22 protein-coding genes are annotated in these 25,702 nt (G+C 67.5%); 9 read left to right on the forward strand and 13 right to left on the reverse strand.

What is annotated here, in order from left to right:
* Positions 1-100 precede the first annotated feature (100 nt).
* A complete protein-coding gene (locus tag ACTDI4_RS04400; RefSeq protein WP_442839996.1) occupies positions 101-622 on the forward strand; it encodes a molybdopterin-dependent oxidoreductase in 522 nt (173 codons plus the stop codon).
* Positions 623-634: 12 nt separating this feature from the next.
* Here the strand turns inward: ACTDI4_RS04400 and ACTDI4_RS04405 are convergent, their stop codons facing one another.
* Genes ACTDI4_RS04405 through ACTDI4_RS04415 form a run of 3 tightly spaced genes read right to left on the reverse strand, consistent with a single transcriptional unit; the run spans position 635 to position 4,216 of the window.
* The gene (locus ACTDI4_RS04405) at positions 635-1,555 is read right to left on the reverse strand and encodes an ABC transporter permease subunit (protein ID WP_442839997.1); all 921 of its coding nucleotides are present in this window, start codon (positions 1,553-1,555) and stop codon (positions 635-637) included.
* A 1-nt stretch (position 1,556) separates the two neighbouring features.
* A complete protein-coding gene (locus ACTDI4_RS04410) occupies positions 1,557-2,564 on the reverse strand; it encodes an ABC transporter permease subunit (RefSeq protein WP_442839998.1) in 1,008 nt (335 codons plus the stop codon).
* 59 nt (positions 2,565-2,623) lie between these two features.
* Positions 2,624-4,216: an ABC transporter substrate-binding protein gene (locus ACTDI4_RS04415; RefSeq protein WP_442839999.1), complete on the reverse strand. Its 1,593-nt coding sequence runs from the start codon at positions 4,214-4,216 to the stop codon at positions 2,624-2,626.
* A gap of 534 nt (positions 4,217-4,750) precedes the next feature.
* Between ACTDI4_RS04415 and ACTDI4_RS04420 the strand changes: the two genes are divergently transcribed.
* Positions 4,751-6,382, forward strand: a complete 1,632-nt coding sequence (locus ACTDI4_RS04420; RefSeq protein WP_442843263.1) for a long-chain-fatty-acid--CoA ligase — start codon at positions 4,751-4,753, stop codon at positions 6,380-6,382.
* Between the two features lie 37 nt (positions 6,383-6,419).
* Here ACTDI4_RS04420 and ACTDI4_RS04425 read toward each other — a convergent pair whose 3' ends face one another.
* On the reverse strand, positions 6,420-7,679 hold the full coding sequence (locus ACTDI4_RS04425) for a DNA recombination protein RmuC (protein WP_442840000.1): 1,260 nt from the start codon (positions 7,677-7,679) through the stop codon (positions 6,420-6,422).
* Positions 7,680-7,782: 103 nt separating this feature from the next.
* Here ACTDI4_RS04425 and def point away from each other — a divergent pair, with 103 nt between their 5' ends.
* The 4 genes from def (at position 7,783) to truA (ending at position 10,724) form a co-directional block, all read left to right on the forward strand.
* On the forward strand, positions 7,783-8,316 hold the full coding sequence (gene def, locus ACTDI4_RS04430; RefSeq protein WP_442840001.1) for a peptide deformylase: 534 nt from the start codon (positions 7,783-7,785) through the stop codon (positions 8,314-8,316).
* 195 nt (positions 8,317-8,511) lie between these two features.
* Positions 8,512-9,447, forward strand: a complete 936-nt coding sequence (gene fmt / locus ACTDI4_RS04435) for a methionyl-tRNA formyltransferase (RefSeq protein ID WP_442840002.1) — start codon at positions 8,512-8,514, stop codon at positions 9,445-9,447.
* Entirely contained in the window at positions 9,444-9,950 is a 507-nt protein-coding gene (locus ACTDI4_RS04440) for a GNAT family N-acetyltransferase (RefSeq protein WP_442840003.1), read from the forward strand. Before fmt ends, ACTDI4_RS04440 begins: the two co-directional genes overlap by 4 nt.
* A gap of 18 nt (positions 9,951-9,968) precedes the next feature.
* On the forward strand, positions 9,969-10,724 hold the full coding sequence (truA, locus tag ACTDI4_RS04445; RefSeq protein WP_442840004.1) for a tRNA pseudouridine(38-40) synthase TruA: 756 nt from the start codon (positions 9,969-9,971) through the stop codon (positions 10,722-10,724).
* 4 nt (positions 10,725-10,728) lie between these two features.
* Here truA and ACTDI4_RS04450 read toward each other — a convergent pair whose 3' ends face one another.
* The 4 genes from ACTDI4_RS04450 to dapD form a co-directional block, all read right to left on the reverse strand.
* Positions 10,729-11,322, reverse strand: a complete 594-nt coding sequence (locus ACTDI4_RS04450) for a transporter (protein ID WP_442840005.1) — start codon at positions 11,320-11,322, stop codon at positions 10,729-10,731.
* Between the two features lie 3 nt (positions 11,323-11,325).
* On the reverse strand, positions 11,326-12,513 hold the full coding sequence (dapE, locus tag ACTDI4_RS04455; protein WP_442840006.1) for a succinyl-diaminopimelate desuccinylase: 1,188 nt from the start codon (positions 12,511-12,513) through the stop codon (positions 11,326-11,328).
* A 72-nt stretch (positions 12,514-12,585) separates the two neighbouring features.
* Positions 12,586-12,957 carry a DUF805 domain-containing protein gene (locus ACTDI4_RS04460; RefSeq protein ID WP_442840007.1) on the reverse strand — a complete coding sequence of 124 codons (372 nt, stop codon included), beginning with the start codon at positions 12,955-12,957 and terminating at the stop codon, positions 12,586-12,588.
* 36 nt (positions 12,958-12,993) lie between these two features.
* Positions 12,994-13,848 (reverse strand): 2,3,4,5-tetrahydropyridine-2,6-dicarboxylate N-succinyltransferase, encoded by an 855-nt coding sequence (dapD, locus tag ACTDI4_RS04465; RefSeq protein ID WP_442840008.1) that lies wholly within the window; start codon positions 13,846-13,848, stop codon positions 12,994-12,996.
* Between the two features lie 153 nt (positions 13,849-14,001).
* Here dapD and ACTDI4_RS04470 point away from each other — a divergent pair, with 153 nt between their 5' ends.
* Positions 14,002-14,847 carry an LOG family protein gene (locus ACTDI4_RS04470; protein WP_442840009.1) on the forward strand — a complete coding sequence of 282 codons (846 nt, stop codon included), beginning with the start codon at positions 14,002-14,004 and terminating at the stop codon, positions 14,845-14,847.
* Between the two features lie 36 nt (positions 14,848-14,883).
* Here ACTDI4_RS04470 and ACTDI4_RS04475 read toward each other — a convergent pair whose 3' ends face one another.
* Positions 14,884-15,588, reverse strand: a complete 705-nt coding sequence (locus ACTDI4_RS04475) for a pyrimidine 5'-nucleotidase (RefSeq protein WP_442840010.1) — start codon at positions 15,586-15,588, stop codon at positions 14,884-14,886.
* Between the two features lie 178 nt (positions 15,589-15,766).
* Here ACTDI4_RS04475 and ACTDI4_RS04480 point away from each other — a divergent pair, with 178 nt between their 5' ends.
* Positions 15,767-16,525 carry a GGDEF domain-containing protein gene (locus ACTDI4_RS04480; protein WP_442840011.1) on the forward strand — a complete coding sequence of 253 codons (759 nt, stop codon included), beginning with the start codon at positions 15,767-15,769 and terminating at the stop codon, positions 16,523-16,525.
* Positions 16,526-16,625: 100 nt separating this feature from the next.
* Here ACTDI4_RS04480 and mutS read toward each other — a convergent pair whose 3' ends face one another.
* Positions 16,626-19,277, reverse strand: a complete 2,652-nt coding sequence (mutS, locus tag ACTDI4_RS04485; protein ID WP_442843264.1) for a DNA mismatch repair protein MutS — start codon at positions 19,275-19,277, stop codon at positions 16,626-16,628.
* A gap of 247 nt (positions 19,278-19,524) precedes the next feature.
* Here mutS and ACTDI4_RS04490 point away from each other — a divergent pair, with 247 nt between their 5' ends.
* The gene (locus tag ACTDI4_RS04490; RefSeq protein WP_442840012.1) at positions 19,525-21,804 is read left to right on the forward strand and encodes an NADP-dependent malic enzyme; all 2,280 of its coding nucleotides are present in this window, start codon (positions 19,525-19,527) and stop codon (positions 21,802-21,804) included.
* Between the two features lie 48 nt (positions 21,805-21,852).
* Here ACTDI4_RS04490 and ACTDI4_RS04495 read toward each other — a convergent pair whose 3' ends face one another.
* The 3 genes from ACTDI4_RS04495 to ACTDI4_RS04505 all read right to left on the reverse strand — a co-directional run bounded on the left by ACTDI4_RS04495 (position 21,853) and on the right by ACTDI4_RS04505 (position 25,603).
* Entirely contained in the window at positions 21,853-23,292 is a 1,440-nt protein-coding gene (locus ACTDI4_RS04495) for an FAD-binding oxidoreductase (protein ID WP_442840013.1), read from the reverse strand.
* Positions 23,293-23,683: 391 nt separating this feature from the next.
* A complete protein-coding gene (locus tag ACTDI4_RS04500; RefSeq protein ID WP_442840014.1) occupies positions 23,684-24,676 on the reverse strand; it encodes an adenosine kinase in 993 nt (330 codons plus the stop codon).
* 126 nt (positions 24,677-24,802) lie between these two features.
* A complete protein-coding gene (locus ACTDI4_RS04505) occupies positions 24,803-25,603 on the reverse strand; it encodes an isocitrate lyase/PEP mutase family protein (RefSeq protein ID WP_442840015.1) in 801 nt (266 codons plus the stop codon).
* Between the last annotated feature and the right edge of the window lie 99 nt (positions 25,604-25,702).

Consider the following 25,702-nt stretch of genomic DNA (forward strand, 5'->3'; position numbering starts at 1 on the left):
TCATGCGGGTCGGTGCGGGCAGGCGCGATTGCGCCTGGCGGTCCCGCGCCGTAATATCCGGCCAGACATAGCGGAAATCCGTGCAGCGAAGGTATCGGTCATGCGGCTCGTCGTCGTTCTCGCAGCCATGGCGCTTCTCGCCGTTCCATCCGGAAGGGCAGGCGCGCAGGAGGCCGCCCCTGCCGTCCAGGCTCCCGGCATCCAGGCCACGGACGGTCGGGCAATCGAGCTTGCCGTGCCGGGCGGCGCGCCGATCAGGCTGACGGCGCGCGACCTGGCCCGCCTGCCGGCGATCGAGCAGGAGGTCGCCTTCCAGACCTCGCAGGGTCTGTCCCGTGCGCGCTACAGGGGCGTGCTGCTGTGGGACGTGCTGGAGGCGAACCATGCGCTCGCCACCGGCGGCCACCATGACGAATTGCGGCAGATCTTCTCCGTCACGGGGCGCGACGGCTACCGCATCGTCTTTTCGGTGGGCGAGATCGCGCCGGATTTCGGCAGCCGCGCCATGATGATCGCCACTGCGGCCGACGGCAAGCCGCTGGCGGGGCTGCGGCTGATCGTGCCGGGCGACAGGCGCGGCGCACGCAGCGTGCGCGACGTCGTCAAGATAGAGGTGCGCTGAAGCGGGCATCGCTCACGACCTCTTCAGCTTGGGATCGAGCGCGTCGCGCAGGCCGTCGCCGATCAGGTTGATGGCCAGCACGGTGATGAGGATGGCAAGGCCGGGGAAGGTCACCACCCAAGGTGCCCGCAGGATGAACTCGCGCGCGCTGGCCAGCATGGTGCCCCATTCCGGCGTGGGCGGCTGTGCGCCCATGCCCAGGAAGCCGAGGGCCGCCGCCTCCAGGATGGCGTTGGAGAACGAAAGCGTGGCCTGCACGATCAGCGGCGCCACGCAGTTCGGCAGGATGGTCACCAGCATCAGCCTGAGATGGCTGGCGCCGGCCACCTTGGCCGAGACGACATATTCGCGGTTCTTCTCCGCCATCACCGCCGCGCGCGTCAGGCGCGCGAAATGCGGCTGCAGCACGATGGCGATCGCCAGCATGGCGTTGAACAGGCCGGGTCCGAGGATCGCCACCAGCACCAGGGCCAGGAGCAGCGAGGGGAAGGACAGGATGATGTCCATGACGCGCATGATGAGCGTGTCCACCCAGCCGCGGAAATAGCCGGCCAGCACGCCGAGCACGATGCCGCTGACGAGCGCGAACACCACCACCACGAGGCCGATGAACAGCGAATAGCGGGCGCCGTGGATCAGCCGCGAGAGGATGTCGCGGCCGACCGCGTCGGTGCCGAGGAGGAACATCGACTTGCCGCCTTCCTGCCAGGCGGGCGGGGTCAGCAGGAATTCGCGGAACTGCTCGTCGGGCGGGAACGGCGCGATCAGCGGCGCGAAGACGGCCATCAGCACCAGGGCCGCGAACACCACCAGGCCGATGACGGCGCCGGTGTTCATCGAATAATAGTGCCAGAACTCGGCCAGCGCGCGTTGCTGGCTCGGCCCGGTGGGCACGGCGACGGAAGTGTTTTCGCCTGCGGACTGGTCGGTCATCTCACTGCACCCTGATGCGCGGATTGATGACGGCATAGAGCACGTCGACGACCAGGTTCACGGCCATCACGATCAGCGCGATGATCAGCAGGCCGCTTTGCACGACGACATAGTCGCGCTTGCCGATGGCATCGATCATCCATTTGCCGATGCCGGGCCAGGAAAAGATCGTCTCGGTCAGGATCGCGCCTGCCATCAGCGTGCCGACCTGCAGGCCGATCGTGGTCACAACCGGGATCAGCGCGTTGCGGAAGGCATGCAGGCCGATGACGCGGCGTGGGCTGAGGCCCTTGGCGCGGGCGGTGCGCACATAGTCCTCGCCCAGCACCTCCAGCATGGCCGAGCGCGTCTGGCGCGCTATGACGGCCAGCGGAATGGTGGCCAGCACGATGGACGGCAGGATGAGATGGCTCAGCGCCGACCTGAAGGCACCCGCCCGGCCGGAGATCAGGCTGTCGATCAGCATGAAGCCGGTGGTCGGCTTGAAGAAATATTGCAGGCCGATGCGGCCCGAAACCGGCGTCCAGCCGAGATAGCCGGAAAAGAAGATGATGAGCAGAAGCCCCCACCAGAAGATCGGCATGGAATAGCCGGTCAGCGCAACGCCCATCGTGGCCTGGTCGAACCACGAGCCGCGCTTGACGGCGGCGAAGATGCCGGCCGGGATGCCGACGAGAATGGCGATAATGAGGGCGACCGTCGCCAGTTCCAGCGTGGCCGGAAACAGCGCCTGGAACTCGCCCAGCACCGGCCGCTTGGTGGCGATGGAGATGCCGAAGTCGCCCGTCAGCACCTGCCTTATATATTCCAGATACTGCACCACATAGGGCCGGTCGTAGCCGAACTGGTGGATGAGCTCGGCGTAGCGCTCGGGGCTGACGCCGCGCTCTCCGGCCAGTGCCAGGATGGGGTCACCCGGCAGCAGCCGCACGAAGGCGAAGGCGGCCAGCGAGATGCCGAACACCGTCGGCACGATGAGAGCGAGCTTGTGCAGCAGATATCGGAACATTGGAGACAAACGGCGGCGCCGATGGTTCAGCGCCGCCGTTCCTTTCTAGGTGCGAGGCGTCATTCGGCGACGTCGACGCCGTCGAAGCGATGGATGCCGAGCGGATCCATGGCGAAGCCCTCGACCTTCTTGTTCATGGGCATGAACACCTTGGAATGGGCGATGGTCAGCCACGGGGCCTCACGCTTGAACACGACCTGCGCTTCCTCGTAGATCTTGGTGCGCTCGGCGACGTCCGTGGTGGCCTTGCCTTTCTGAAGCAGGTCCTCGAACTCCTGGTTGCACCAGATCGCGTAGTTGGACTGGCCGATGGCCGAGCAGCCGAGCAGGAACAGGAAGTTGTCCGGGTCGCCGTTGTCGCCGGTCCAGCCGAGCTGGAAGGCGCCGTCGCGGTCCTTGGCCTTGCCGCGCTCGCGATACTCGGTCCATTCGTAGCTGACGATCTCGGCCTTCACGCCCACCTTGGCGTAGTCGGCCTGGATGAGTTCGGCCACGCGCTGCGCGTTCGGGTTGTACGGACGGCTGACCGGCATGGCCCAGATCTTCATGGAAAGATCCTTGACGCCGGCTTCCTCGAGCATCTTCTTGGCCGCTTCCGGATCGTACGGATCGTCCTTGATGTCCGTGTTGTAGGACCACATGGTCGGCGGGATCGGGTTCACCGCCACCTGGCCGGCACCCTGGTAGACGGCGTCGATGATGGCCTGCTTGTTGACCGCCATGTTCAGCGCCTTGCGCACCTCGACCTTGTCGAAGGGCGCCACGGTGGTGTTGTAGGCCATGTAGCCGATGTTCAGGCCTTCCTGCTCGTCGACCTTGAGGTTCGCGTCGGCCTGCAGGCCTGCGATGTCGGCGGGTGCCGGATAGGACATGATGTCGCATTCGCCGGCCTTCAGCTTCTGCGCGCGCACGGCCGGATCGGGCGTGATGGCGAAGATCAGGTCGTCGATCTTCTGGCGGCCGCCGAAATAGCCGTCCCAGGCCTCGTAGCGGATGACGGCGTCGACCTGGTAGTCCACGAACTGGAAGGGACCGGTGCCGATCGGCTTCTGGGTGAACTGCTGCAGCGTGCCGGCCTTTTCGAGCTGGTCGGCATATTCCTTCGACACGATCGAGGCGAAGTCCATGCCGAGGTCGGGCAGGAAAGCCACCTCAGGCTTGTTGAGCACGAACTTCACCGTCAGGTCGTCGACCTTGACGATCTCCTTGAGCAGCTCCGGGAAGCCCATGCCGGTGAAATACTCCCAGCCGGTGCCCGGCAGGTAGTCGTACCAGGGGCTGTCCTTCTTCCACTGGCGCTCGAAGGAGAAGATCACGTCGTCGGCGTTGAGGTCGCGGCTCGGCGTGAAATAGTCTGTGGTCTGGAACTTGACGCCGGGGCGCAGCTTGAAAGTGTATTCCAGGCCGTCGTCGGAAACCGTCCAGCTCTCGGCGAGCCCGGGCATGATGGTGGTCTTGCCGTGCTCGAACTCGACCAGGCGCGAATAGATGGTGCGCGAGGACGCGTCGAAGTCGTTGCCGCCGCTCCACGGTGACGGATCGAAGCCGGCGGGCGAAGCTTCGGAGCAGTAGACCAACTGCTTTGCCTGCGCCATCCCGCCCATGACGGTTGCGGCCAGCAAGGCGGCCGCAAAAGCCAATTTTGTTTTCATTGAGCACTCCCTGATGTTCTTCCAAGCCCCTCTATCAGGCTCGTGGAGCGCGCATATAAGCATCGTTTTCCGGCCTTTGGAACTCCCTGCTTACGCAACCGGCAAACGGGGAGGAAGATTTCGCCCGGGGCCGGTTGCGAGAAATAATGTGGCGTGGCCGCGGCCGTTTCGCGCGTGTTGATGTCCGGTTCGCCCCTGGCCGACACAAGGCGGCGCTTCGTGCCGCCCCGCGCGATCCGCAGCGGCCCGATGCCGGGGCGCAGCCGGCGGGCCCGGCGAGGCTTGCATGGCCGCGAATAGTCGCAATAGTTAGCGGGCCGGCGGGCCGCGCCGGAGGTCGTGTGGGAGAATCAGGTGGCGAAGGCGACGAAAGCGACGGGCCCGGCGGCCAGGAAGGCCGCGAAGGCTGGTGCCGGCGGCGTCAAGGCGGCGGCTGCCGGGAAGCGGGCAGCTCCGAAATCCCTGCCGAAGGCCGAGGCGGTCCTGGCCGGCGTCGAGCCGGCCAAGCCGTGGCTGGCCAGCTACCCCGAGGGCATGCCGCCTGAGATCGGCGCGTTGCCGGCCGGATCGATCGGCGAATTGCTCGAGACCGCGTGCCGGCAATATGCGGCCCGTCCCGCCTTCACCTGCATGGACAAGGTGCTGACCTATGCCGAGGTCGAGCGCCTGTCGGCCGCCTTCGGCGCGTTCCTGCAGTCGCGCGGGCTCAAGCAGGGCGCGCGCGTGGCGCTGATGATGCCGAACGTGCTGCAATATCCGGTGGCGATGATGGCGGTGCTGCGGGCCGGCTATGTGGTGGTCAACGTCAACCCGCTCTACACGCCGCGTGAACTGGAGCATCAGCTCAAGGATTCCGGCGCCGAGGCCATCGTCATCCTGGAGAATTTCGCCAACACCCTGCAGGCGGTGATCGCCCGCACCCCTGTCAGGCATGTCGTGGTGGCCTCGATGGGCGAGATGCTGGGCGGCCTGAAGGGCGTGCTCGTCAACTTCGTGGTCCGGCGGGTGAAGAAGCTGGTTCCCGCCTGGTCGCTGCCCGGGCATGTGCGCTTTTCCACCGCGTTGCGGCAGGGCGCGGCCCGCCATCTCAAGCCGGCCGAGATCATGCCGACCGACGTCGCCTTCCTGCAATATACGGGCGGCACCACCGGGGTGTCCAAGGGGGCCACGCTGCTTCACCGCAATGTGCTGGCCAATGTCGCCCAGCTCGCGCTGTGGGTGGAGGATGCCTACACGGTCAGGCCCAAGCCCGACCGTCTCACCTATGTCTGCGCGCTGCCGCTCTACCACATCTTCGCGCTGACGGTGAATGCGCTGATGGGCATGCAGCAGGGCGCCATGAACGTGCTCATCCCCAATCCGCGCGACATTCCCGGCTTCGTGAAGGAACTGGCCAAGCAGCCCTTCCACATCTTCCCGGGGCTCAACACGCTGTTCAACGCGCTGGCCAACAACGAGGAGTTCCGGCGCCTGGACTTCTCGCCGCTGCGGCTGACGCTGGGCGGCGGCATGGCGGTGCAGAAAGCCGTCGCCGAGCGCTGGAAGGCGCTGACCGGAAACCACATCACCGAAGGCTACGGCCTTTCGGAGACCTCGCCGGTGGCCACCGCCAACAAATGCTCGTCGCCCGACTTCACCGGCACCATCGGCCTGCCCATCCCCTCCACCGAGATCGCCATCCGCGACGAGGACGGCGGCGATCTGCCGCTGGGCGAGGTCGGCGAGATCTGCATACGCGGCCCGCAGGTGATGGAAGGCTATTGGAACCGGCCCGACGAAACCGGGAAGGTGATGACGAAGGACGGCTATTTCCGCTCCGGCGACATGGGCTTCATGGACGAGCGCGGCTACACCAGGATCGTCGACCGCAAGAAGGACATGATCCTGGTTTCCGGCTTCAACGTCTATCCCAACGAGCTGGAGGAGGTGGTGGCGCGCCATCCCGGGGTGCTGGAGGTGGCCGCCATCGGCGTGCCCGACGAGCATTCGGGCGAGGTGCCCAAGCTGTTCGTGGTCCGCAAGGACCCGGCGCTGACTGCGGAGCAGCTCGTCGCCTATTGCCGCGAGAACCTCACCGGCTACAAGCGTCCGAAATATATCGAGTTCCGCGAGGAATTGCCGAAGACCCCGGTGGGCAAGATCCTGCGGCGCGAGCTGAGGGGCTGAGGCCGCCGGTCCTCCCGCCCATAGGCCGCGCGCCGCGTCAGCCTTCCTCGTCCACCACCCGCAGGCGCAACTGCCCGGTCCGGGAATCGGCGGTGCGCCGGCCGCCTGCGCGCGCCGGGGCCTCGCCCTGTCCGTCCTGTTCGTCCGGCGTGCGTTCGACGAACTCCAGCGCCTCGATCTTCTGGCCGCGCTTGGTCACCTTGGAGGAGGACACCAGGATGTCGTCTATGTCCTTGGCGGCCTGGCCGAAATGCGTCTGCAGCTTGCGCACGCGCTCGTCGAGGCGGCCGACATCCTCCATCAGCCGCACCACCTCGCCCTGGATGAGATGCGCCTGCTCGCGCATGCGCGCATCCTTCAGGATCGCCTGCACCACCTGGATCGACAGCATCAGCAGCGAGGGCGACACGATGACCACGCGGGCGCGATGGGCGCGCTGCACCAGCGCCTCGAAATTCTCGTGGATCTCGGCAAAGACCGATTCCGACGGCACGAACATGAAGGCGGTGTCCTGCGTCTCGCCCTGGAGAAGGTATTTTTCGGAGATGTCGCGGATATGCACCTCGATATCGCGGCGGAAAGCCTGCGAGGCCACCTTCTGCAGGTCCGGGCTCTCGGCGGCACGGATCGCGTTCCAGGCCTCCAGCGGGAACTTGGCGTCGATGGCGAGCGCCGGCGCGCCGTTCGGCATCTTGACGATGCAGTCGGGCCGGCTGCCATTCGACAGCGTCGCCTGGAACTCGTAGGCGCTCATCGGCAGGCCGTCGGCGACGATCGCCTCCATGCGCGACTGGCCGAAGGCGCCGCGCGTCTGCTTGTTGGACAGGATCGCCTGCAATTGCACCACCTGCCCGGCCAGCGACTGGATGTTGCCCTGCGCCGTGTCGATGACGGCGAGCCGTTCCTGCAGCTTGGCCAGGCTGTCATGCGTGGAGCGCGCCTGCTCGCTCATCGACTGGCCGATGCGTCCGGTCATGGCGTCGAGCCGCTGGCCGAGCGATTGCGTCAGCTCCGCCTGGCGCGCGCCGAACACGTCGGCGAGCGCGCCCATGGAGCCTTTCATCTCGGCCTGCGCCTGCAGGATGCCGGCCATGCGCTCTTCCGCCGTGCGGGTGCGCTCGGCCGCTTCCTCGGCGGCCGCGGTGCGGGCACGCGCCGAGCGCCACAGCGCCCAGCCCAGCCCGACCAGCAAGACGAGCGCGAGCGTGCCGGCCGCAAGCAGCACCTGGCCGAGCGTGAAGGCGCTGGCGCCGAGGCGCAGGAGGGGTTCGGACAGGAGGCTGCTTGCGTCGTTCATGGCCTCACCATAGATGATTCGGGCCGCCCGGACAGATCAAAACGGGAACAGGCGGCACACTCGGCCGTTGACGCTTTTGCGGCAAAGCCTTAGGTGAGGCGATATGTCCATCAAGCCGCTCGTCATCCTTCCCGATCCCGTCCTGCGCCAGGTTTCCAAGCCGGTGGAGCGCGTCGACGACGCCTTGCGCAAGCTGGCCGACGACATGCTGGAAACCATGTATGAGGCGCCGGGCATCGGGCTGGCGGCCATCCAGATCGGCGAGCCGCTGCGGCTTCTGGTGATCGACCTGGCCAAGGAAGGCGAGCCGCCCGCGCCCCACGTCTTCATCAACCCGCAAGTGCTGGAGAGCGCCGAGCAGCGTTCGGTCTACGAGGAAGGCTGCCTGTCCATCCCCGACTACTACGCCGAGGTCGAGCGCCCCGCTTCGGTGCGGGTGCAATATCTCGACCGCGACGGCAGGCAGCAGGAGATCATGGCCGAAGGGCTGATGGCCACCTGCCTGCAGCACGAGATCGACCACCTCAACGGCGTGCTGTTCATCGACTACATCTCCAAGCTCAAGCGCGACATGGTGATGAAGAAATTCAGGAAGCTGGCCAAGGACCGCGCGGCCCCCAGCCGGCTGGTCGGCTAGGCCCGGCGGGCCGCCCATCGCGCGATCGAACAGGAACGGAAATCGGACTTCGGTCGGCCCCTGCCGGACCTTGAATGATCGTCCTGGATACATGCGCGATTTCGACTGGTTGGGGATGAAACTGGTGAATCCGTTTGAAGCTCGGGGCTGAGCGCCCTACAAGACCGGGTCGAAAAAAGCCGGGCCACGGATAACATGCCGCTTCGCGTCGTCTTCATGGGTACGCCGGATTTCTCCGTGCCGACGCTTCGCGCGCTGGCGGAAGCGGGCCACGAGATCGCCGCCGTCTACACCCAGCCGCCGCGCGCCGGCGGGCGGCGGGGGCTGGAGCTCACCCCCTCTCCGGTGCAGCGCGAGGCCGAGCGCCTGGGCGTTCCGGTGCGTGCGCCGCTGTCGCTGAAGGATGAGGCCGAGCAGCAGGCCTTTCGCGCGCTCGGCGCCGATGTCGCGGTCGTCGTCGCCTATGGGCTGATCCTGCCGAGGCCGGTTCTGCAGGCGCCGCGGCTCGGCTGCCTCAACGGCCACGCCTCGCTTTTGCCGCGCTGGCGCGGTGCCGCGCCCATCCAGCGCGCGATCATGGCCGGCGACGCCGAAACCGGCATGATGGTGATGAAGATGGACGAAGGGCTGGACACCGGCCCCGTGGCGCTGGTTGAAAAGATTGCGATCGATGCCGACATGACCTCCGGCGACCTGCACGACCGGCTGATGGCGATGTGCGCGTCGCTGATGGCAGAGGCGCTGGCCGGCTTGGAGGCCGGCACCCTGTCCTTCGTGCCGCAGCCGGCCGAAGGCGCCACCTATGCGGCCAAGATCGCCAAGTCGGAGGCGCGCGTAGACTGGAGCCGCCCGGCCGCGCAGGTGCACAACCTCATCCGCGGCCTGTCGCCCTTTCCGGGTGCCTGGTGCGAAGCGCCCGTTTCCGGGCGCGCCGAAAGATTGAAGCTGTTGCGCTCGACCCTTGCCGAGGGCGCGGGCGCACCGGGAGGGCTCCTGGACGACCGGTTGACCGTCGCCTGCGGCAAGGGTGCGGTCCGGCTGGTCGAAGTGCAACGGGCGGGCGCGCGTCCCGCCGCCGCGCAGGATTTCCTGCGCGGAGCCAAGATCGAAAAAGGAACGATGCTGTCATGAGCATGATGTCGATCCGCGCGGCCACGCCGCGCGACCGCGAGGCGATCCGCCTCGTCGAGGAACACGCATTCGGCCAGCAGGCGGAGGCCGGCCTGGTCGACGCGCTGGTCGCGGGCGGCGAGGCCGTGGTCGAACTGGTGGCCGTGGAAGAGGGCCAGGTGGTCGGCCACGTCCTGTTCTCGCGCCTCCATGTGCGTCAGGGCGGGGAGGATTTTCCCGCCGTGGCGCTGGCCCCGCTGGCCGTCGCCCCTTCCTTCCACGGCACCGGCATCGGCGGCGCGCTGGTGCGCGAGGCCCACATCCGGCTGAAGAACGCCGGCGAGCGGCTTTCCGTCGTGCTGGGCGATCCGGCCTATTACGGCCGCTTCGGCTACAGCCGCGAACGTGCCGCCGGTTTCGAGAGCGAATATCAGGGCGAGGCGCTGCAGGCGCTGGCCTGGGGCGAGGCTCCCGCCACGGGCGGGCTGGTCTATGCGCCGGCCTTCTCCGAACTCGCCGCCTGATCCGGAGCGGTCCGGACAATGCCGCGCTTTCGGCTCGACATCGAATATGACGGCGGCGCCTATGCCGGATGGCAGCGGCAGGCCGACCGGCTTTCGGTTCAGGAGGCGATCGAGCGGGCCGTCGAAAAGTTCTGCGGCGACCGCGTGGCCCTGCACGGCGCCGGCCGCACCGATGCCGGCGTCCATGCCACCGCGCAAACGGCGCATATCGACCTGTCGAAGGACTGGCCGCCGGACACGGTGCGCGACGCCCTCAATGCGCATCTCCAGCAGGCAGGCGATCGTGTCGCGATCCTGAAGGCATCGCGCGCGGCCGCCGATTTCGACGCCCGCTTCTCGGCGCTCGGGCGCCACTATCTCTACCGCATCGCCAACCGGCGCGCGCCGCCGGCGCTGGAGAAGGGCAAGGTGTGGTGGGTGCCGAAAAGCCTGGACGCCGGGGCCATGCACGAGGCGGCGAAGGTGCTGTTGGGCAAGCACGACTTCACCACCTTCCGCTCCGCCCAGTGCCAGGCCAACAGCCCTCTGCGCACGCTGGACCGGCTGGATGTCGCCCGCACGGGCGACGTCATCGAGATTCGCGCCTGGGCGCGCTCCTTCCTGCACAACCAGGTGCGCTCGATGGTGGGTTCGCTCAAGCGCGTGGGCGAGCACGCCTGGACCTCCGCCGACCTGAAGGCGGCGCTGGATGCCAGGGACCGCGCCGCCTGCGGCCAGGTGGCGCCGCCTGACGGGCTTTTCCTCGTCGGTGTCGATTATCCGGACGGCGGCTGAACGGTCATTCGGGAACGGTCACGCCCAGCAGCGCCTGCAGGCCGAACAGCGCCACCAGCGAGGCCACGAACATGCCGGTGAAGACCGCCGAGCCCATGGCGGGCCCGCGCGCGATGACGGCGTTGGTCATGCGCCAGGTCAGCACCATGGAGACGAGGAACAACAGCAGCGAGACGGCGGCGGACACCTGGTCCCCGGCCGGAGCGAAGAGCCGCACCAGTGCGGCCGGCAGCATCAGCCAGGCGATGATGGCCGACGCCCAGTTGGAGGCCACCACATAATGCACTAAGCGGCCGCCCAGGCCGACGCGCGGCGCCACCAGCGCCAGCGCCACCAGCGGCAGCACCCAGGAGCCGAGGTCCACAGCCGCCAGCCGCAGCACCAGGCCGAAGCGGCCCGAAACCGCATCGGGGTCGCCGATCTCGTTGGCGATGCCGACCCAGCCGACGACCAGCGCAGGCGCGGCCACCGCGATGGCGAAGAAGGAATTCCAGAAGCCGTCGGCCGAAAGGTCCAGCAGCCGCAGCCCGTCGGCCTTGCCGAGCATCAGCCGCCAGGCACCGGTCAGCGAGGCTTGGGTTTCTTCGGCCGTGAGCATGGACTATCCGAACCAGTCCTCGATGAAGCGAAGATAGATTTGGGTCAGCGTCTCCAGGTCGGCCAGTGCGACGCGTTCGTCCACCATATGCATGGTCTTGCCGACCAGTCCGAACTCGACCACCGAACAATGGTCCTTGATGAAGCGCGCGTCCGACGTGCCGCCCGAGGTGGAAAGGGCGGGCCGGCGGCCGGTCACCGCCTCGACCGACCCGCTCAGCGCCTCGATCAGCTTGTCGTCGCGGGTCAGGAAGACATGGCTCGGCCGATCGCGCCAGGCAAGCTCGAAGTCGACCGGCTCGCGGCGGCCGTCGCGGTATTTCCTGCGCCGGGCGGCGGCGTCGAGCCGGTTGTGGATCTCGGCCTGAAGGCTCTCGGCCGTCCATGTGTCGTTGAAGCGGATATTGAAGGCCGCCGTCGCCCTGGCCGGGATGACGTTGGTGGCCGGGTTTCCGACATCGATGGAGGTGACCTCCAGATTGGTCGGCTGGAAATCCTTCGTGCCTTCGTCGAAGGCGGGGTGGAGCAGCGCGTCCACCAACACCATCACGCCGCGCACCGGATTGTCGGCCAGGTGCGGATAGGCCGCGTGCCCCTGCCTGCCGTTGACGGTGACGAGGCCCGACATTGAGCCGCGCCGGCCGATCTTGATCATGTCGCCCAGGCGGTCGGGATTGGTCGGTTCGCCGACGATCGCGGCGTCCCATGCCTCGCCCCGGGCAGCCGCCCATTCCAGCAGCTTGACCGTGCCGTTGACGGCCGGTCCTTCCTCGTCGCCGGTGATCAGCAGCGAGACCGAGCCCTTGGGGCCGCCGCCGGTCTCGACATGGCGCGCCAGGGCGGCCACGAAGCAGGCGATGCCGCCCTTCATGTCCACGGCGCCGCGGCCGTACATCTCGCCGTTGGCCACCGCCGCCGAAAAGGGCGGATGCGTCCAGGCGGCTTCGTCGCCCACCGGCACCACGTCGGTGTGTCCGGCGAACATCAGGTGCGGCCCGTTGCCGGAGCGCCGGGCGTAGAGGTTTTCGATGTCGGGCGTGCCCTCTTCGGAAAAGACCGGCCGCTCCACGGTAAAGCCCAGCGGCTCCAGCATGGCCGCCAGCGCCGACAGCGCGCCGCCCTCGGCGGGCGTCACCGAAGGGCAGCGGATCAGGGCGGCGAGGTTTTCGGCGGGATCGGTGGGCAGGGTCATGCCGAAGCGATAGTCGAAAGCGCACGGCCTGTCACGCGGGGCGGCTTGGGCCAGCCGCAGGGGCCGCAAGGATCAGGCCGGCGCGTTGGTTCGCGCGCCGTAGCGGTTCGGGCCGGGCTGTCCCGGAAACAGGCACAGCACCAGGAAGGCGACGATCGATATCACCGGGACGAACAGCACCAGAGCCATCGGCCCCGGCTTGCCCAGATCGTGCAGGCGCTTGACCGCCAGAACGATGTTGGACCAGAGCGAGGCCAGGAAGGCCAGGAAGAAGGCCGCGGCCCACATCTGGCTTTCGGGGGTGCCCTCCGCCACCAGGGTGAAGCGGTAGAGCGGGAACGCCTGCACCAGCGCGACCAGCAGCCCGCCCAGGAAATAGGCGGCGCGGCTCAGCCGCCCCGATGTCCTGAAGAACAGCCATACGAGTTGCGACTTTCTGTCCACCGCTTTTCGTCCCTCGTGCCGCGCGCCTGCCGGCGCTCAGTCCCTGAGCAGTTCGTTGATCGAAGTCTTGGAGCGGGTCTTCTCGTCCACGCGCTTGACGATCACGGCGCAGTAGAGCGAGGGGCCGGGCTCGCCGTTCGGCAGCGGCTTGCCGGGCATGGTGCCCGCCACCACCACCGAATTGGCCGGCACCTCGCCGTAGAACACCTCGCCGGTGGTCCGGTCCACGATCTTGGTCGACTTGCCGATGAAGACGCCCATGCCCAGCACCGCGCCTTCGCGCACGATGCAGCCCTCCACCACCTCCGAGCGCGCGCCGATGAAGCAATTGTCCTCGATGATGGTCGGGCCGGCCTGCAGCGGCTCCAGCACGCCGCCGATGCCCACGCCGCCGGAAAGGTGCACGTTCCTGCCGATCTGGGCGCAGGAGCCCACCGTGGCCCAGGTGTCGACCATGGTGCCTTCGCCGACATAGGCTCCGAGATTGACGAAGGACGGCATCAGCACCACGTTGGGCGCGACGAAGGCCGAGCGGCGCACGATCGCCGACGGAACGGCGCGGAAGCCGGCATTCTCGAAGTCGACCGCACCCCAGCCGTCGAATTTCGAAGGTACCTTGTCCCACCACGCTGCCTGGCCGGGGCCGCCCTTGATGATCTCCATCGGGGCCAGGCGGAAGGAAAGCAGCACCGCCTTCTTCAGCCACTGGTTCACGCGCCACGTGCCGTCGCCCTGGCGTTCGGCCACGCGCACGGCGCCCTTGTCGAGCAGGCCGAGCGCCGCGTCGACAGCCTCGCGCACCTCGCCGCGCGTGGTGGTGGAAACGCTCTCGCGCGCCTCGAACGCCGTTTCGATGATCTTTTCGAGGTTCGCCAGATCGGACTTCGACATGTCTGCTCCATTACCGTACTGTTAAGATGCGGCACTTAACCTGTTTCAAGGCCGCGCGGACCCTATTTGAAGGCTTGGAGAGGGTCAATCGCGGTTGCGCCGTGTGACGGCGCCGGACAGGCAGCTTGGGGACCAGTTTTTAGGGATGGCCGCATGAAACCGATGGAACCGGCAGGCTGGACGCCGCTGCCGCACTCGGACGAGGATCTGGAGCGGTCGAAAAGCGCGCCCGACACCCCGCAGACCCGTGCCGAAAGCTATCGCCTGCCGTGGGACGACGAAGCGTTCATGACGCGGCGCGAACTGCGGCCGATGCGCTTGCAGCTCGAATTGCTGAAGCCGGAGATGATCCTGGCCGAACGCGGCATCCGCTCCACCGTGGTGCTGTTCGGCGGCGCGCGCCTGCCCGAGCCCGGCGGCAAGGCGTGGGCGGCCAAGAACGAGGCGCAGAGGCGAAATCTCGAAGCCAACAGCAGATATTACGATGAGGCGCGCAAGTTCGCCCGCCTGTGCTCGCAGCATTCGGCCAACACCTACTATCGCGAATATGTGGTGGTGACGGGCGGCGGCCCCGGCGTCATGGAGGCCGGCAACCGCGGCGCCGACGATGTCGGCGCGCCGTCCATCGGGCTCAACATCGTGCTGCCGCACGAGCAGGCCCCCAACCCCTACATCACCCCGGAACTGTGCTTCAACTTCCACTATTTCGCCATCCGCAAGATGCACTTCGTCATGCGGGCCAAGGCCGTCGCGGTCTTTCCGGGCGGCTTCGGCACCATGGACGAGTTCTTCGAGACGCTGACGCTGATCCAGACCGGCCGCATGGAGCGCGTGCCGGTGATCCTGTTCGGCAAATCGTTCTGGGAGCGCGCCATGGACCTGGATTTCCTGGCCGAGCAGGGCACGATCAGCCCCGGCGATCAGGACATCATCGACTATGTGGACACGGCCGAGGAAGCCTGGGGCATCATCAGGCGCTTCTACAAGCTGGGGGAATAGGGGAACAAGGCCTGCCGGACACCGCCAAGCCTTGCCCTATTGTCCGCCGAGGATTGTCGTGAGGAAGCTCGCCAGGTCGTCGGTGACGAAATCCACGTCGTCGTCGAATTTCGGGTCGCTTTCCCAGATCTCGGAGAAGGTCGGCTCGAAATTGCGGGGCACCACCAGCACCGTGGTCATGCCGAGCGCCTTCGGCACGGAAAGGTTGCGCGCCAGATCCTCGAACATCACCGTGTTGTGGCCGGTCACGGCGTGCAGCGCCGCGAACTTCTCGTAGGTCTGGCGCGCGGGCTTCGGCGTCAGCCCGGCGGCGACGATGTCGAATATGTCGTTGAAGTGGTCGAGGATGCCCAGTTGCCGCGCCGCGCGTTCGGCATGGCCGCGGTCGCCATTGGTGAAGATGAACTTTCGGCCGGGAAGCTGGTGGATCGCCGCGCCCAGCACCGGGTCCGGCACCAGCCAGGAATAGTCGATGTCGTGCACCTTCTCCAGGAAGTCGTCCGGATCGATGCCGTGGCGCTGCATCAGCCCGTTCAGCGTGGTGCCGTATTGCCTGTAAAGCTCCTTCTGCAGCTTGCGCGCGTCCTCGCGCGACAGCGACAGAAGCTCTGACACATAGGCCGTCATCTTCACGTCGATCTGCGAGAACAAGTTCGAGTGGTGCGGATAGAGCGTGTTGTCCAGGTCGAAGACCCAGTCGGTGACATGCGAAAAGCGGGTGGGATCGGGAAGCTCGGTCATGGCGCTCTTATGGCATGAAACCGTCGCGGCGGAACAGGCTTTGTCGGCAGGGGCTCTTGTCCACAGATGCCTCGGCGGCGCCGGGGCGAAAACGCCCATCGGTTCAAATTTTAATTACCGGCGAAACGCCGCTTTCAGGGCTTGCTGCGAAGAGACCTGTTCATAGCGGGAGTGTCGGATGAACAGCATAGTGGTGAGGGCGGGCCTCGTTGCCCTGGCGGCGGTCGTGGCGTCGATCCTTCTGGCTCTCACCGTCGTTCCCGCGTTGGGCGGCAGCGTCGACGGCAATGCCTGGATGATGTGCATAGTGTGCCCGCTGTTGACCGCCTGGCCGGCCAGCGCCTACACTTTCTGGCAAAGCGACAGGCTCAAGGCCGCGCACCGGGAGCTTTCCCGCACCCACGCCCAGCTCGCTGCCGCCCACCGGCGCCTCGCCGACAAGGCCAGCCGCGACGACATGACCGGCATGCTCAACCGCGAGACCTTCTTCGCCGCGCTGGACCGCTCGCGCCGCCGCAGCGACCGCGGGGCCCTGCTCATCATCGACGCCGACCATTTCAAGGCCATCAACGACAGCTACGGGCACCTGACCGGCGACGAGGCGTTGCTGCTGATCGCGGCGGCCATCAAGGACGGCGTGCGCGCCGGCGACATTCTCGGCCGCATCGGCGGCGAGGAGTTCGGCGCCTTCCTGGTCGGTGCCAGCGAGCAGGAGGCGCGCAACGTCGCCGAGCGCATTCGCGGCGAGGTGGAACGCACCGTCTTCAGTCCGGAAGGAAAGGTCGTGCCGCTGACGGTTTCGATCGGCGGCACCGTCTGCGCAACCGAGGCCACGGTGTCCGAACTGATGCGCGTCGCGGACCGGCGCCTCTACGAGGCCAAGCACGGCGGCCGCAACCTGGCGATCGTCGACCAGTGCGTGGCAAGGGCGGCGTAGAGCCTGTTGCAGCCAAGTGGAATCACTGGCGTCGCATGCATGCGGCAAAATCAATTAGCCCGACCACGATGCCGAAAACCCCTACACATTTTTCGGCGCATCAGCCGGAGGCGGCCAATACCTTCAGCCGGTAGAGCGCTTCGAGCGCCTCGCGCGGCGTCATCTCGTCCGGGTTCAGGCCGGCCAGCGCCTCGCCCAGCATGTCGGTCCTGGCCGGCTTCGGCGGCTCGCGCTTCACCAGGGCCGAGAACAGCGGCAGGTCGTCCACCAGCCGCTCGGCCTTGCCGGAGGTTTCGCCGGCTTCGAGCCGGTGCAGCACGTCCTTGGCACGCTGCACCACGGCATCCGGCAGGCCGGCGAGGCGGGCGACCTGCACGCCGTAGCTGCGGTCGGCCGCGCCCTTGCCCACCTCGTGCAGGAACACCACGTCGCCCTCCCATTCCTTCACCCGCATGGTGACGTTGTGGAGGCGCGCAAGCTTGTCGGCCAGCGCGGTCATCTCGTGGAAATGGGTGGCGAAGATGGCGCGGCAGCGGTTCTTCTCGTGCAGGTACTCCACCGCCGCCCAGGCGATGGAGAGCCCGTCGAAGGTGGCCGTGCCCCGGCCGATCTCGTCCAGGATCACCAGCGCCCGCTCGCCCGCCTGATTGAGGATCGCCGCCGTCTCCACCATCTCGACCATGAAGGTGGACCGCCCTCGCGCCAAATCGTCGGAGGCGCCCACGCGGGAAAACAGCCGGTCCACCACGCCGATGCGGGCCCGCGCCGCCGGCACGAAGGAGCCGGCCTGGGCAAGCACGGCGATCAGAGCGTTCTGGCGCAGGAAGGTCAACTTGCCGCCCATGTTGGGCCCGGTCAGCAGCCAGATGGCGCCGTAGCGGCCGTCGCCTTCCGGCGACAGGTCGCAGTCATTGGCCACGAACGGCCCTTCGCCCGAGCGGCGCAGCGCCTGCTCCACCACCGGATGGCGCCCGCCGACGACCTCGAAGGCGAGGCTGGAATCGACATGCGGCCGGCACCAGTTCTCGCTTTCCGAAAGGAGCGCGAAGGCGGCCGACACGTCGAGCACGGCAAGCGCCTCGGCGCCGGCGCGGATTCTTTCGACGACGGCGACGGCCTCGGCGACCAGCGCGTCGAAGGCGGCCGTCTCGATGGCGAGCGCGCGGTCGGCGGCGTTGGCGATTTTCGTCTCCAGCCCGGCCAGTTCCGTGGTGGTGAAGCGCATGGCGTTGGCCATGGTCTGGCGATGGATGAAGCGCGCCTTGGCTTCGTCCGAGCCGGTCATGACCGCCTGATGGTTGGCCGTCACCTCGATGTAATAGCCCAGCACGTTGTTGTGCCGGATCTTCAGCGAGCGGATGCCGGTCTCCTCGGCGAGGTCGCGCTCCATGGCGGCGATCACCTTGCGCGTGCCGTCTCGCAGCGCGCGCATCTCGTCCAGTTCGGCGTCGTAGCCGGGCCGTACGAAGCCGCCGTCGCGCTTCAGCAGCGGCAGGTCCTCGCCCAGCGCCCGGGCCAGATGGTCCGCCAGCCCGGCGGGCAGCGCCGCGATCGCCTCCAGCGCGCCGGCCAGTTCCCGCGGCAGCGCCTTCCCGGCGAAGGTCTCGGCGATGTCGCCCGCCGCGGCAAAGCCGGCGCGGAGCGCGCCGAGGTCGCGCGGACCGCCGCGGTTCAGCGCCAGCCGGGACAGGGCGCGCGGCATGTCGGCCACGCCCTTGAGCGCAAGCCGCACCGCCTGGCACTGCCGCGGCTCCGTGCGGAAGAAGGATACCGAATCCAGCCGGTCGGCGATCCTGTCCGGATCGGTCAGCGGCGCCATCAGCCGCTCGGCCAGAAGCCGTGCGCCGGCGCCGGTGACGGTGCGGTCCACCGCCTTGACCAGCGAGCCCTCGCGCCCGCCCGAAAGCGTGCGCAGGATTTCGAGGCTGGCGCGCGTCGTCGGATCGATGAACAGCGTCGCGCCGCTTTCCTCGCGCTCGGGGTGCGAAAGGGGAGGGCGCTCGGCCTTCTGCGTCTTCTCCACATAGGCGATGGCGCCGGAGATCGCCGACAGCTCCGCGCGGCCGAAGCTGCCGAAGGAATCCGGCGTGGCCACCTCATAGAAGCGGGCGATGCGGCCGGCGGCCGAAGCCGAATCGAAAAGGCTGGCGGGCTGCGGGCTGGCCACGCGGCCCAGAAGGTCGAAGACCGGCTTCAGTTCCGGGTCGTGGAACACCGGCTCGGCCACGACCAGCTCGCGCGGGTCGACGCGGAATATGTCGGCCAGCAGCCGATCGGCGCTGGTCTCGGCCACGCGGAAGGCGCCGGTGGAGATGTCGATCCAGGCGAGCGCGCAGGATTGCTCGCCTCCGCCCTTCACGCGGCCCAGCGCCATCAGGAAATTGGCTTCCGATGGCGCAAGAAGCTTGTCCTCGGTGATGGTGCCGGGGGTGACCAGGCGGATCACGTCGCGCTTGACCACGGATTTGGAGCCGCGCTTCCTGGCCTCGGCCGGGTCCTCGATCTGCTCGCACACCGCCACCCGGAAGCCGAGCGCGATCAGCTTCTGCAGATAGTCGTCGGCGGCATGTACCGGCACGCCGCACATGGGAATGTCGGCGCCCTGGTGCTTGCCGCGCTTGGTCAGCACGATGCCCAGCGCCTGGCTGGCCTTCTCCGCGTCGTCGAAGAACAGCTCGTAGAAATCGCCCATGCGATAGAACAGCAGCGAATCCGGATTGGCCGCCTTGATCTCGATATACTGCTCCATCATCGGCGTCGTGCCTGCCCCCCCGGAAAGGGCGCCCCCTGAAAGGGCTCCAGGCAGGGCGGCCGGGGCGGCGGAGGCGGCGTCGGTGCGCATCGGGGGTTCGTCGTTCAAGAAACTGTTTCCAAAATTCCCGAAAGCTCCCTGCTTGGCGCTTTACTGCGGCGAAGTGTAGCCTTAATCCGGGACACTCCACAAAGAAACACGGCACGCGCGGACCACCCGCGGCACAAGGCGAGGAAATTTCATCAAAATGGCCAAGAAGACCGAGCCCTCCGGCCCTTCCGTCAGCGCGCAGGAGGCGCTGGAGTTCCATGCCATGGGCCGGCCCGGCAAGCTGGAGATCATGCCCACCAAGCCGATGGCGACGCAGCGCGACCTGAGCCTCGCTTATTCGCCCGGAGTGGCCGTGCCGGTCAAGGCGATCGCGGAAGACCCCAGCCGTGCCTTCGACTACACCAGCCGCGGCAACATGGTGGCGGTGATCTCCAACGGCACCGCCATCCTCGGCCTGGGCAATCTCGGCGCGCTCGCCTCCAAGCCGGTGATGGAGGGCAAGGCGGTGCTGTTCAAGCGCTTCGCCGACGTCGATTCCATCGACCTGGAGGTCGCGACCGAGGACGCCGACGAGTTCATCAACTGCGTGCGCTATCTCGGCCCCTCCTTCGGCGGCATCAATCTTGAGGACATCAAGGCGCCGGAATGCTTCATCATCGAGCAGAAGCTGCGCGAGCTGATGGACATTCCCGTCTTTCACGACGACCAGCACGGCACCGCCATCATCTCGGCGGCCGGCCTCATCAACGCGCTGGAGATCACCGGCCGCGACATGAAAACGACCCGGCTGGTCTGCAACGGCGCCGGCTCGGCCGGCATCGCCTGCATCGAGCTGATCAAGGCCATGGGCTTCTCGCCGGAAAACATCATCCTGTGCGACACCAAGGGCGTGGTCTACCAGGGCCGCACCGAGGGCATGAACCAGTGGAAGTCGGCGCATGCGGTCAGGACCGAGGCGCGCACGCTGGCCGAGGCCGTGGAAGGCGCCGACGTCTTCTTCGGCCTTTCCGCCAAGGGCGCGCTCACGCCCGCCATGGTGCAGTCCATGGCCAAGAACCCGATCATCTTCGCCATGGCCAATCCCGACCCCGAGATCACCCCGGAGGAGGTGGCCGAGATCCGCACCGACGCCATCATGGCCACCGGCCGGTCGGACTATCCGAACCAGGTCAACAACGTGCTGGGCTTTCCCTACATCTTCCGCGGCGCGCTCGACGTGCGCGCCACCACCATCAACAACGAGATGAAGATCGCGGCCGCCCAGGCGCTGGCCGAGCTTGCCCGCAAGGACGTGCCCGACGACGTCGCCGCCGCCTATCAGGGCAACCGGCCGAAATTCGGCCCCAACTACATCATCCCGGTGCCGTTCGACCCGCGCCTCATCTCGGCCGTGCCGGTGGCGGTGGCAAAGGCCGCCATGGAGACCGGCGTGGCGCGGCGGCCGATCATCGACCTCGACCGCTACGCGCAGGAACTTTCGGCTCGCCGCGATCCGATCGCCTCCACGCTCCAGCGCATCTACGACCGCGTGCGGCGCCAGCCCAAGCGCATCGTCTTCGCCGAAGGCGAGGAGGAGCAGGTCATGCGCGCGGCGGTGGCCTATGTGAACCAGCGGCTCGGCACCGCCATCCTGCTGGGCCGCGACGACATCATCAAGGAGAACGCCCGCAACGCCGGCATCGAACTCGACCGGCCGGGGCTGGAGATCATCAATGCGCGGCTGTCGCGCCGCAACGCCATCTACACCGACTATCTGTACGAGCGCATGCAGCGCAAGGGCTTCCTGCTGCGCGACTGCCAGCGCCTCATCAACAACGACCGCAACCATTTCGCCGCCTGCATGGTGGCGCTGGGCGACGCCGACGGTATCGTCACCGGGGTGACCCGCAACTATTCCACCGCGCTGGAGGACGTGCGCCGCGTCATCGACGCCAAGCCCGGCCATTGCGTCATCGGCGTCTCCATCGTGCTGGCGCGGGGGCGCACGGTGATCGTGGCCGACACGGCCGTGCACGACATGCCGGATGCCGAGCAGATCGCCGACATTGCCGAGGAGACGGCCAATTTCGCCCGCCGCATGGGCTATGAGCCGCGCGTGGCGATGCTGGCCTATTCCACCTTCGGCCATCCGCATGGCGAGCGCTCGGAGCGGATTCAGGAGGCGGTCAAAATCCTCGATAAAAGACGCGTCGACTTCGAATATGACGGCGAGATGGCCGCCGACGTGGCGCTGAACCCGCGCGGCATGCAGCTCTATCCGTTCTGCCGGCTGACCGGCCCGGCCAATGTGCTCATCATGCCGGCGTTCCACTCCGCCTCGATCTCGACCAAGATGCTGCAGGAACTGGGCGGCTCCACCGTGATCGGGCCGCTGCTGGTCGGTCTGAACAAGCCGGTGCAGATCGTGCCGCTCAGCGCCAAGGACAGCGACATCGTCAACATGGCGGCGATTGCGGCCTATACCGCCGGGCAATAGCTCGGGAACAGGCCGGCGGCAGGGAAGGGCCGGCGGCCTGCTCCTGTTTCAGGCGGCCTTCTTTCCCTCCATCGGGTGCACGTTCTGGTTCATGCGGAACAGGTTCATCGGGTCGTAGCGTGCCTTCAGTTCCGCAAGCCGGCGATAGTTGCCGGCATAGGCGGCCTCGACCCGTTCGGCCTCGTCGCCCGGCATGAAGTTGATATAGGCCGTGCCCACCGCATGCGGCCTGGCGGCCTCGTAGACCGAGCGCGCCCAGTCGATGCAGGGGCGGTCCATGTCGGCTTCGCGCCACCTTGCATGCACGTTCATGACGTAGTGCGAACTGCGCTGCGGGAAGGCGGTGGCGTGCGCCGCCACCCGGCCGGCGGCGCCGCCGACATGGCCGATGAATATCTCGCATTCGGGTCCGGGCAGGTCGCGGATCGCACCCAGCAGGACCTCGATGGTCGGGTCGGACAGGCTGGCGAAGTCGTGGCTCTTCCAGTAGTTGCGGGCGCCGGGCGCCAGCAGCGGGTCGAATGCCTGCTGCCATCCGGTGAAGGGATGCGGGCTCACCACGTCGACGATCGGCTTGCCGATGCCGCGCAGCCGGGCGGTCGCCTTCTCGCCCGCCGCGAGGTCGCCGCAATAGCACATGGCCAGCACCACAACCGACTTGCCGTGCCATTCGGCCGGCAGGAAGGGCAGCGGCGGCGCCTTGCGCATCACCACCCAGCAGGTCAGTTCGTCGGGCGCCTGCTCCAACGCCTCGCGATAGTGCTGCAGCACCGGGCCGGCCTCGGCGAAGGGATGCACGACCAGGCCCGACAGCACCTGAGGCCCCATCTTGTGGAGCTTGAATTCGAAGCCGGTGACGACGCCGAAATTGCCGCCGCCGCCGCGCAGGGCCCAGAACAGGTCCGGGTTCTCCGTGGCGCTGGCGCGCACGATCTCGCCGTCGGCGGTCACCACGTCGGCGGCCAGCAGGTTGTCCAGGGTGAGGCCGTATTTGCGCGTCGTCCAGCCGAAGCCGCCGCCCAGCGTGAGCCCGGCGATGCCGGTGGTGGAATTGATGCCGGTGGGCACGACGAGGCCGAAGGCCTGCGTCTCCTTGTCGACATCGGCCAGCGTTGCGCCGGGCTCCACCCATGCGCGCTTGCCGGCGGCGTCGACGCGCACGGATTTCATCTGCGACAGGTCGATCATCAGGCCGCCGTCGCACACCGCGCTTCCGGCGATGTTGTGGCCGCCGCCGCGCACCGCGACGAGCAGCCGGTTGTCGCGCGCGAAGCGCACGGCCTCGCGAACGTCGGCTGCCCCGGCGCAGCGGATGATGAGGCCGGGCCGGCGGTCGATCATGGCGTTCCAGACGGTGCGTGCCTGGTCGTAGGCGTCGTCGCCTTTCCTCAGCACGGCGCCGCGCAGCCGCGCCGCCAGCGCGGCAAGGGCTTCCGCATCGATCGTGGTCTTCCCGAGGTCGATGGTGGTGAGGGCGAGGTCGTTCATGCGCGTTCCTCCCGGTCGGATTCATGCCCCCTCCGATCGGAATTCTGCGCTTACATTAGCAACCGCGCAAGCAACTTGGCCGTCGATGCGGATAACCAATTCGATGGCAACCCACGCTTGCGGCCGCGCCGCAGCACGCCGCGCCGCGGAAGGCACGGCCTTTGCGCCCCGCTTTTCTCCTTTTGGGGGCCGGGAGGCGGCTGTGAAGAACCCCCGCCCCCTTACCCCTCCCCACAAGGGGGAGGGGGATTCCGCGACGTTGCAGCCAACACCCTCGCCGTGGCGGCAACGGTGCCAAAATTCCCCTCCCCCCTTGTGGGGAGGGGTAAGGGGTGGGGGTGCTGTCCGGCGGGTCGACTACGCCCTGCAAGGGGCATGGAGGGCCGTGGCGCTACAGAAGCCCGGCGCGCTCCGCCTCATGGCGCAGGTTCTGCCGTGGGCGCGGGCCGATCTGCTGGATCACCAGCCCGGCGGCCAGCGAGCCGAGATCCCCGCAGGCACCCAGGCTGAGCCCTTGCGTGTAGCCGTGCAGGAAGCCAGCGGCATAGAGGTCGCCGGCGCCGGTGGTGTCCACCAGTTCGCGGATCGGCAGCGGCTCGATCGGCACCGTCTCGTCGCCGCGCACGATGATCGAGCCCTTTTCGGAACGCGTCACGGCGGCCAGCCTGCAATCGCGACGGATCTGCGCCAGCGCCGCGTCGAAGGACGTCGTCTGGTAGAGCGACTGCATCTCGTGGGCGTTGGCGAAGACGATGTCGACCGTGCCCGAGCGCATCAGGTGCAGGAACTCGTCGCGGTAGCGGTCCACGCAGAACGGGTCGGACAGCGTCATGGCCACTTCGCGGCCGGCTTCGTGCGCCAGCATCGCCGTCTGGCGGATCGCCTCCTTGGCGCGGGGCGGGTCCCACAGATAGCCCTCGAAATAGGTGACCTGCGCCGCGCGCGCCTTTTCGGGCTCGACGTCTTCCGGCCCCAGTTCCACGCAGGCGCCCAGATAGGTGTTCATCGAGCGCTCGCCGTCAGGCGTGACGAAGATCATCGAGCGCGCGGTGGGCGGCTCGCCTTCCAGCGGGCGCGTGCTGAAGGCCACCCCCTGGGCATGGATGTCATGCGTGAAGATGCCGCCGAGATGGTCCTTCGAGACCTTGCCGAAATAGGCCGCGCGGCCGCCGAAGGAAGCCACGCCCGCGGCCGTGTTGCCGGCCGAGCCGCCGGACGCCTCGACGGCCGGTCCCATGCGCGAATAGAGCAGCTCGGCGCGGCGGGCGTCGATCAGGTTCATGGCGCCCTTGATGATGCCGTTCGTTTCCAGGAAGGCGTCGTCGCACTGGGCGATGATGTCGACAATGGCATTGCCGATGCACAGAACGTCATAATCTGCCATGTGCCGCCTTCTCCGCAGGAATGCACGAATAAAACCCCAGGAAGCGGCGATCCCGGCCGCTGTCCAGCCGCCGGCGGGTTTAGAGCATGGCAGGAAGTTTGCCTACCCCGTTTCGGCGGGCCCGCGTCACGCGCCCGTCGCGAACATCTTCTGGAGCCGGGCAAAGGGCATCGCATCGTCGGCGAAGCTGAAGGACCCTTCGTCCAGCATCTGCCGCGACGCCTTTTCCAGCATGCCGAACGCATAGTTGGTGAGCTTGGAGCCGAGCGAGATGCGTTTGGCGCCGGCCTCGGCCAGCGCCGCCACGGTGAAGGCGGGCACCGCCAGCACGTTGACCGGCTTCGACACGGAAGAGCAGATGGTCCGCACGGTCTCGATGTCGGTGAGGCCGGGCGCGTAGAGCACGTCGGCGCCGGCCTTCTCGAACGCCTGCAGGCGCTTGATGGTGTCATCGAGATCGGGACGGCCGTGCAGGAAGTTCTCCGCCCGGGCGGTGAAGACGAAATCGCGCTTGAGCGCGCGCGCCGCCTCCACGGCCGCCGCCACGCGCTCCACCGCGTGCGAGAAATCGTAGATCGGCTGGTCGGCGTCGCCGGAGAAATCCTCGATCGAGCAGCCGGCTAGGCCGGCGGCGTCGGCGGCGAAGATGGTTTCGGCGGCGCGCTCGGGGCTGTCGCCCTTGCCCTTTTCGAGGTCGGCCGAAACCGGTAGGTCGGTGGCGGCCGCCAGCTCGCGGCAATGATGGATCATCGCCTCGAAGCCGACGCCGCCGTCGGGCAGGCCGCGCGAGAAGGCGTAGCCGGCGCTGGTGGTGGCCAGCGCCTTGAAGCCGAAGGCGGCGAGAAGCTTGGCCGTGCCCACGTCCCAGGGGTTGGGGACGACGAAGGTGTCGGCGTGGAGCTGGCGGAAAATCTGACCCTTGTCCATGGAATGGCGTCCTGTCAACGGAAGATCGTGCCGCGATCCTATCCGCGCCGGGGCCGCCCCGCAAATGGAGCCGATTGGCTCAGGGCGTGCTTGCGCCCA

Origin of the sequence: Mesorhizobium sp. PUT5 (assembly GCF_052216645.1) — a bacterium.
GTDB lineage: Bacteria > Pseudomonadota > Alphaproteobacteria > Rhizobiales > Rhizobiaceae > Mesorhizobium.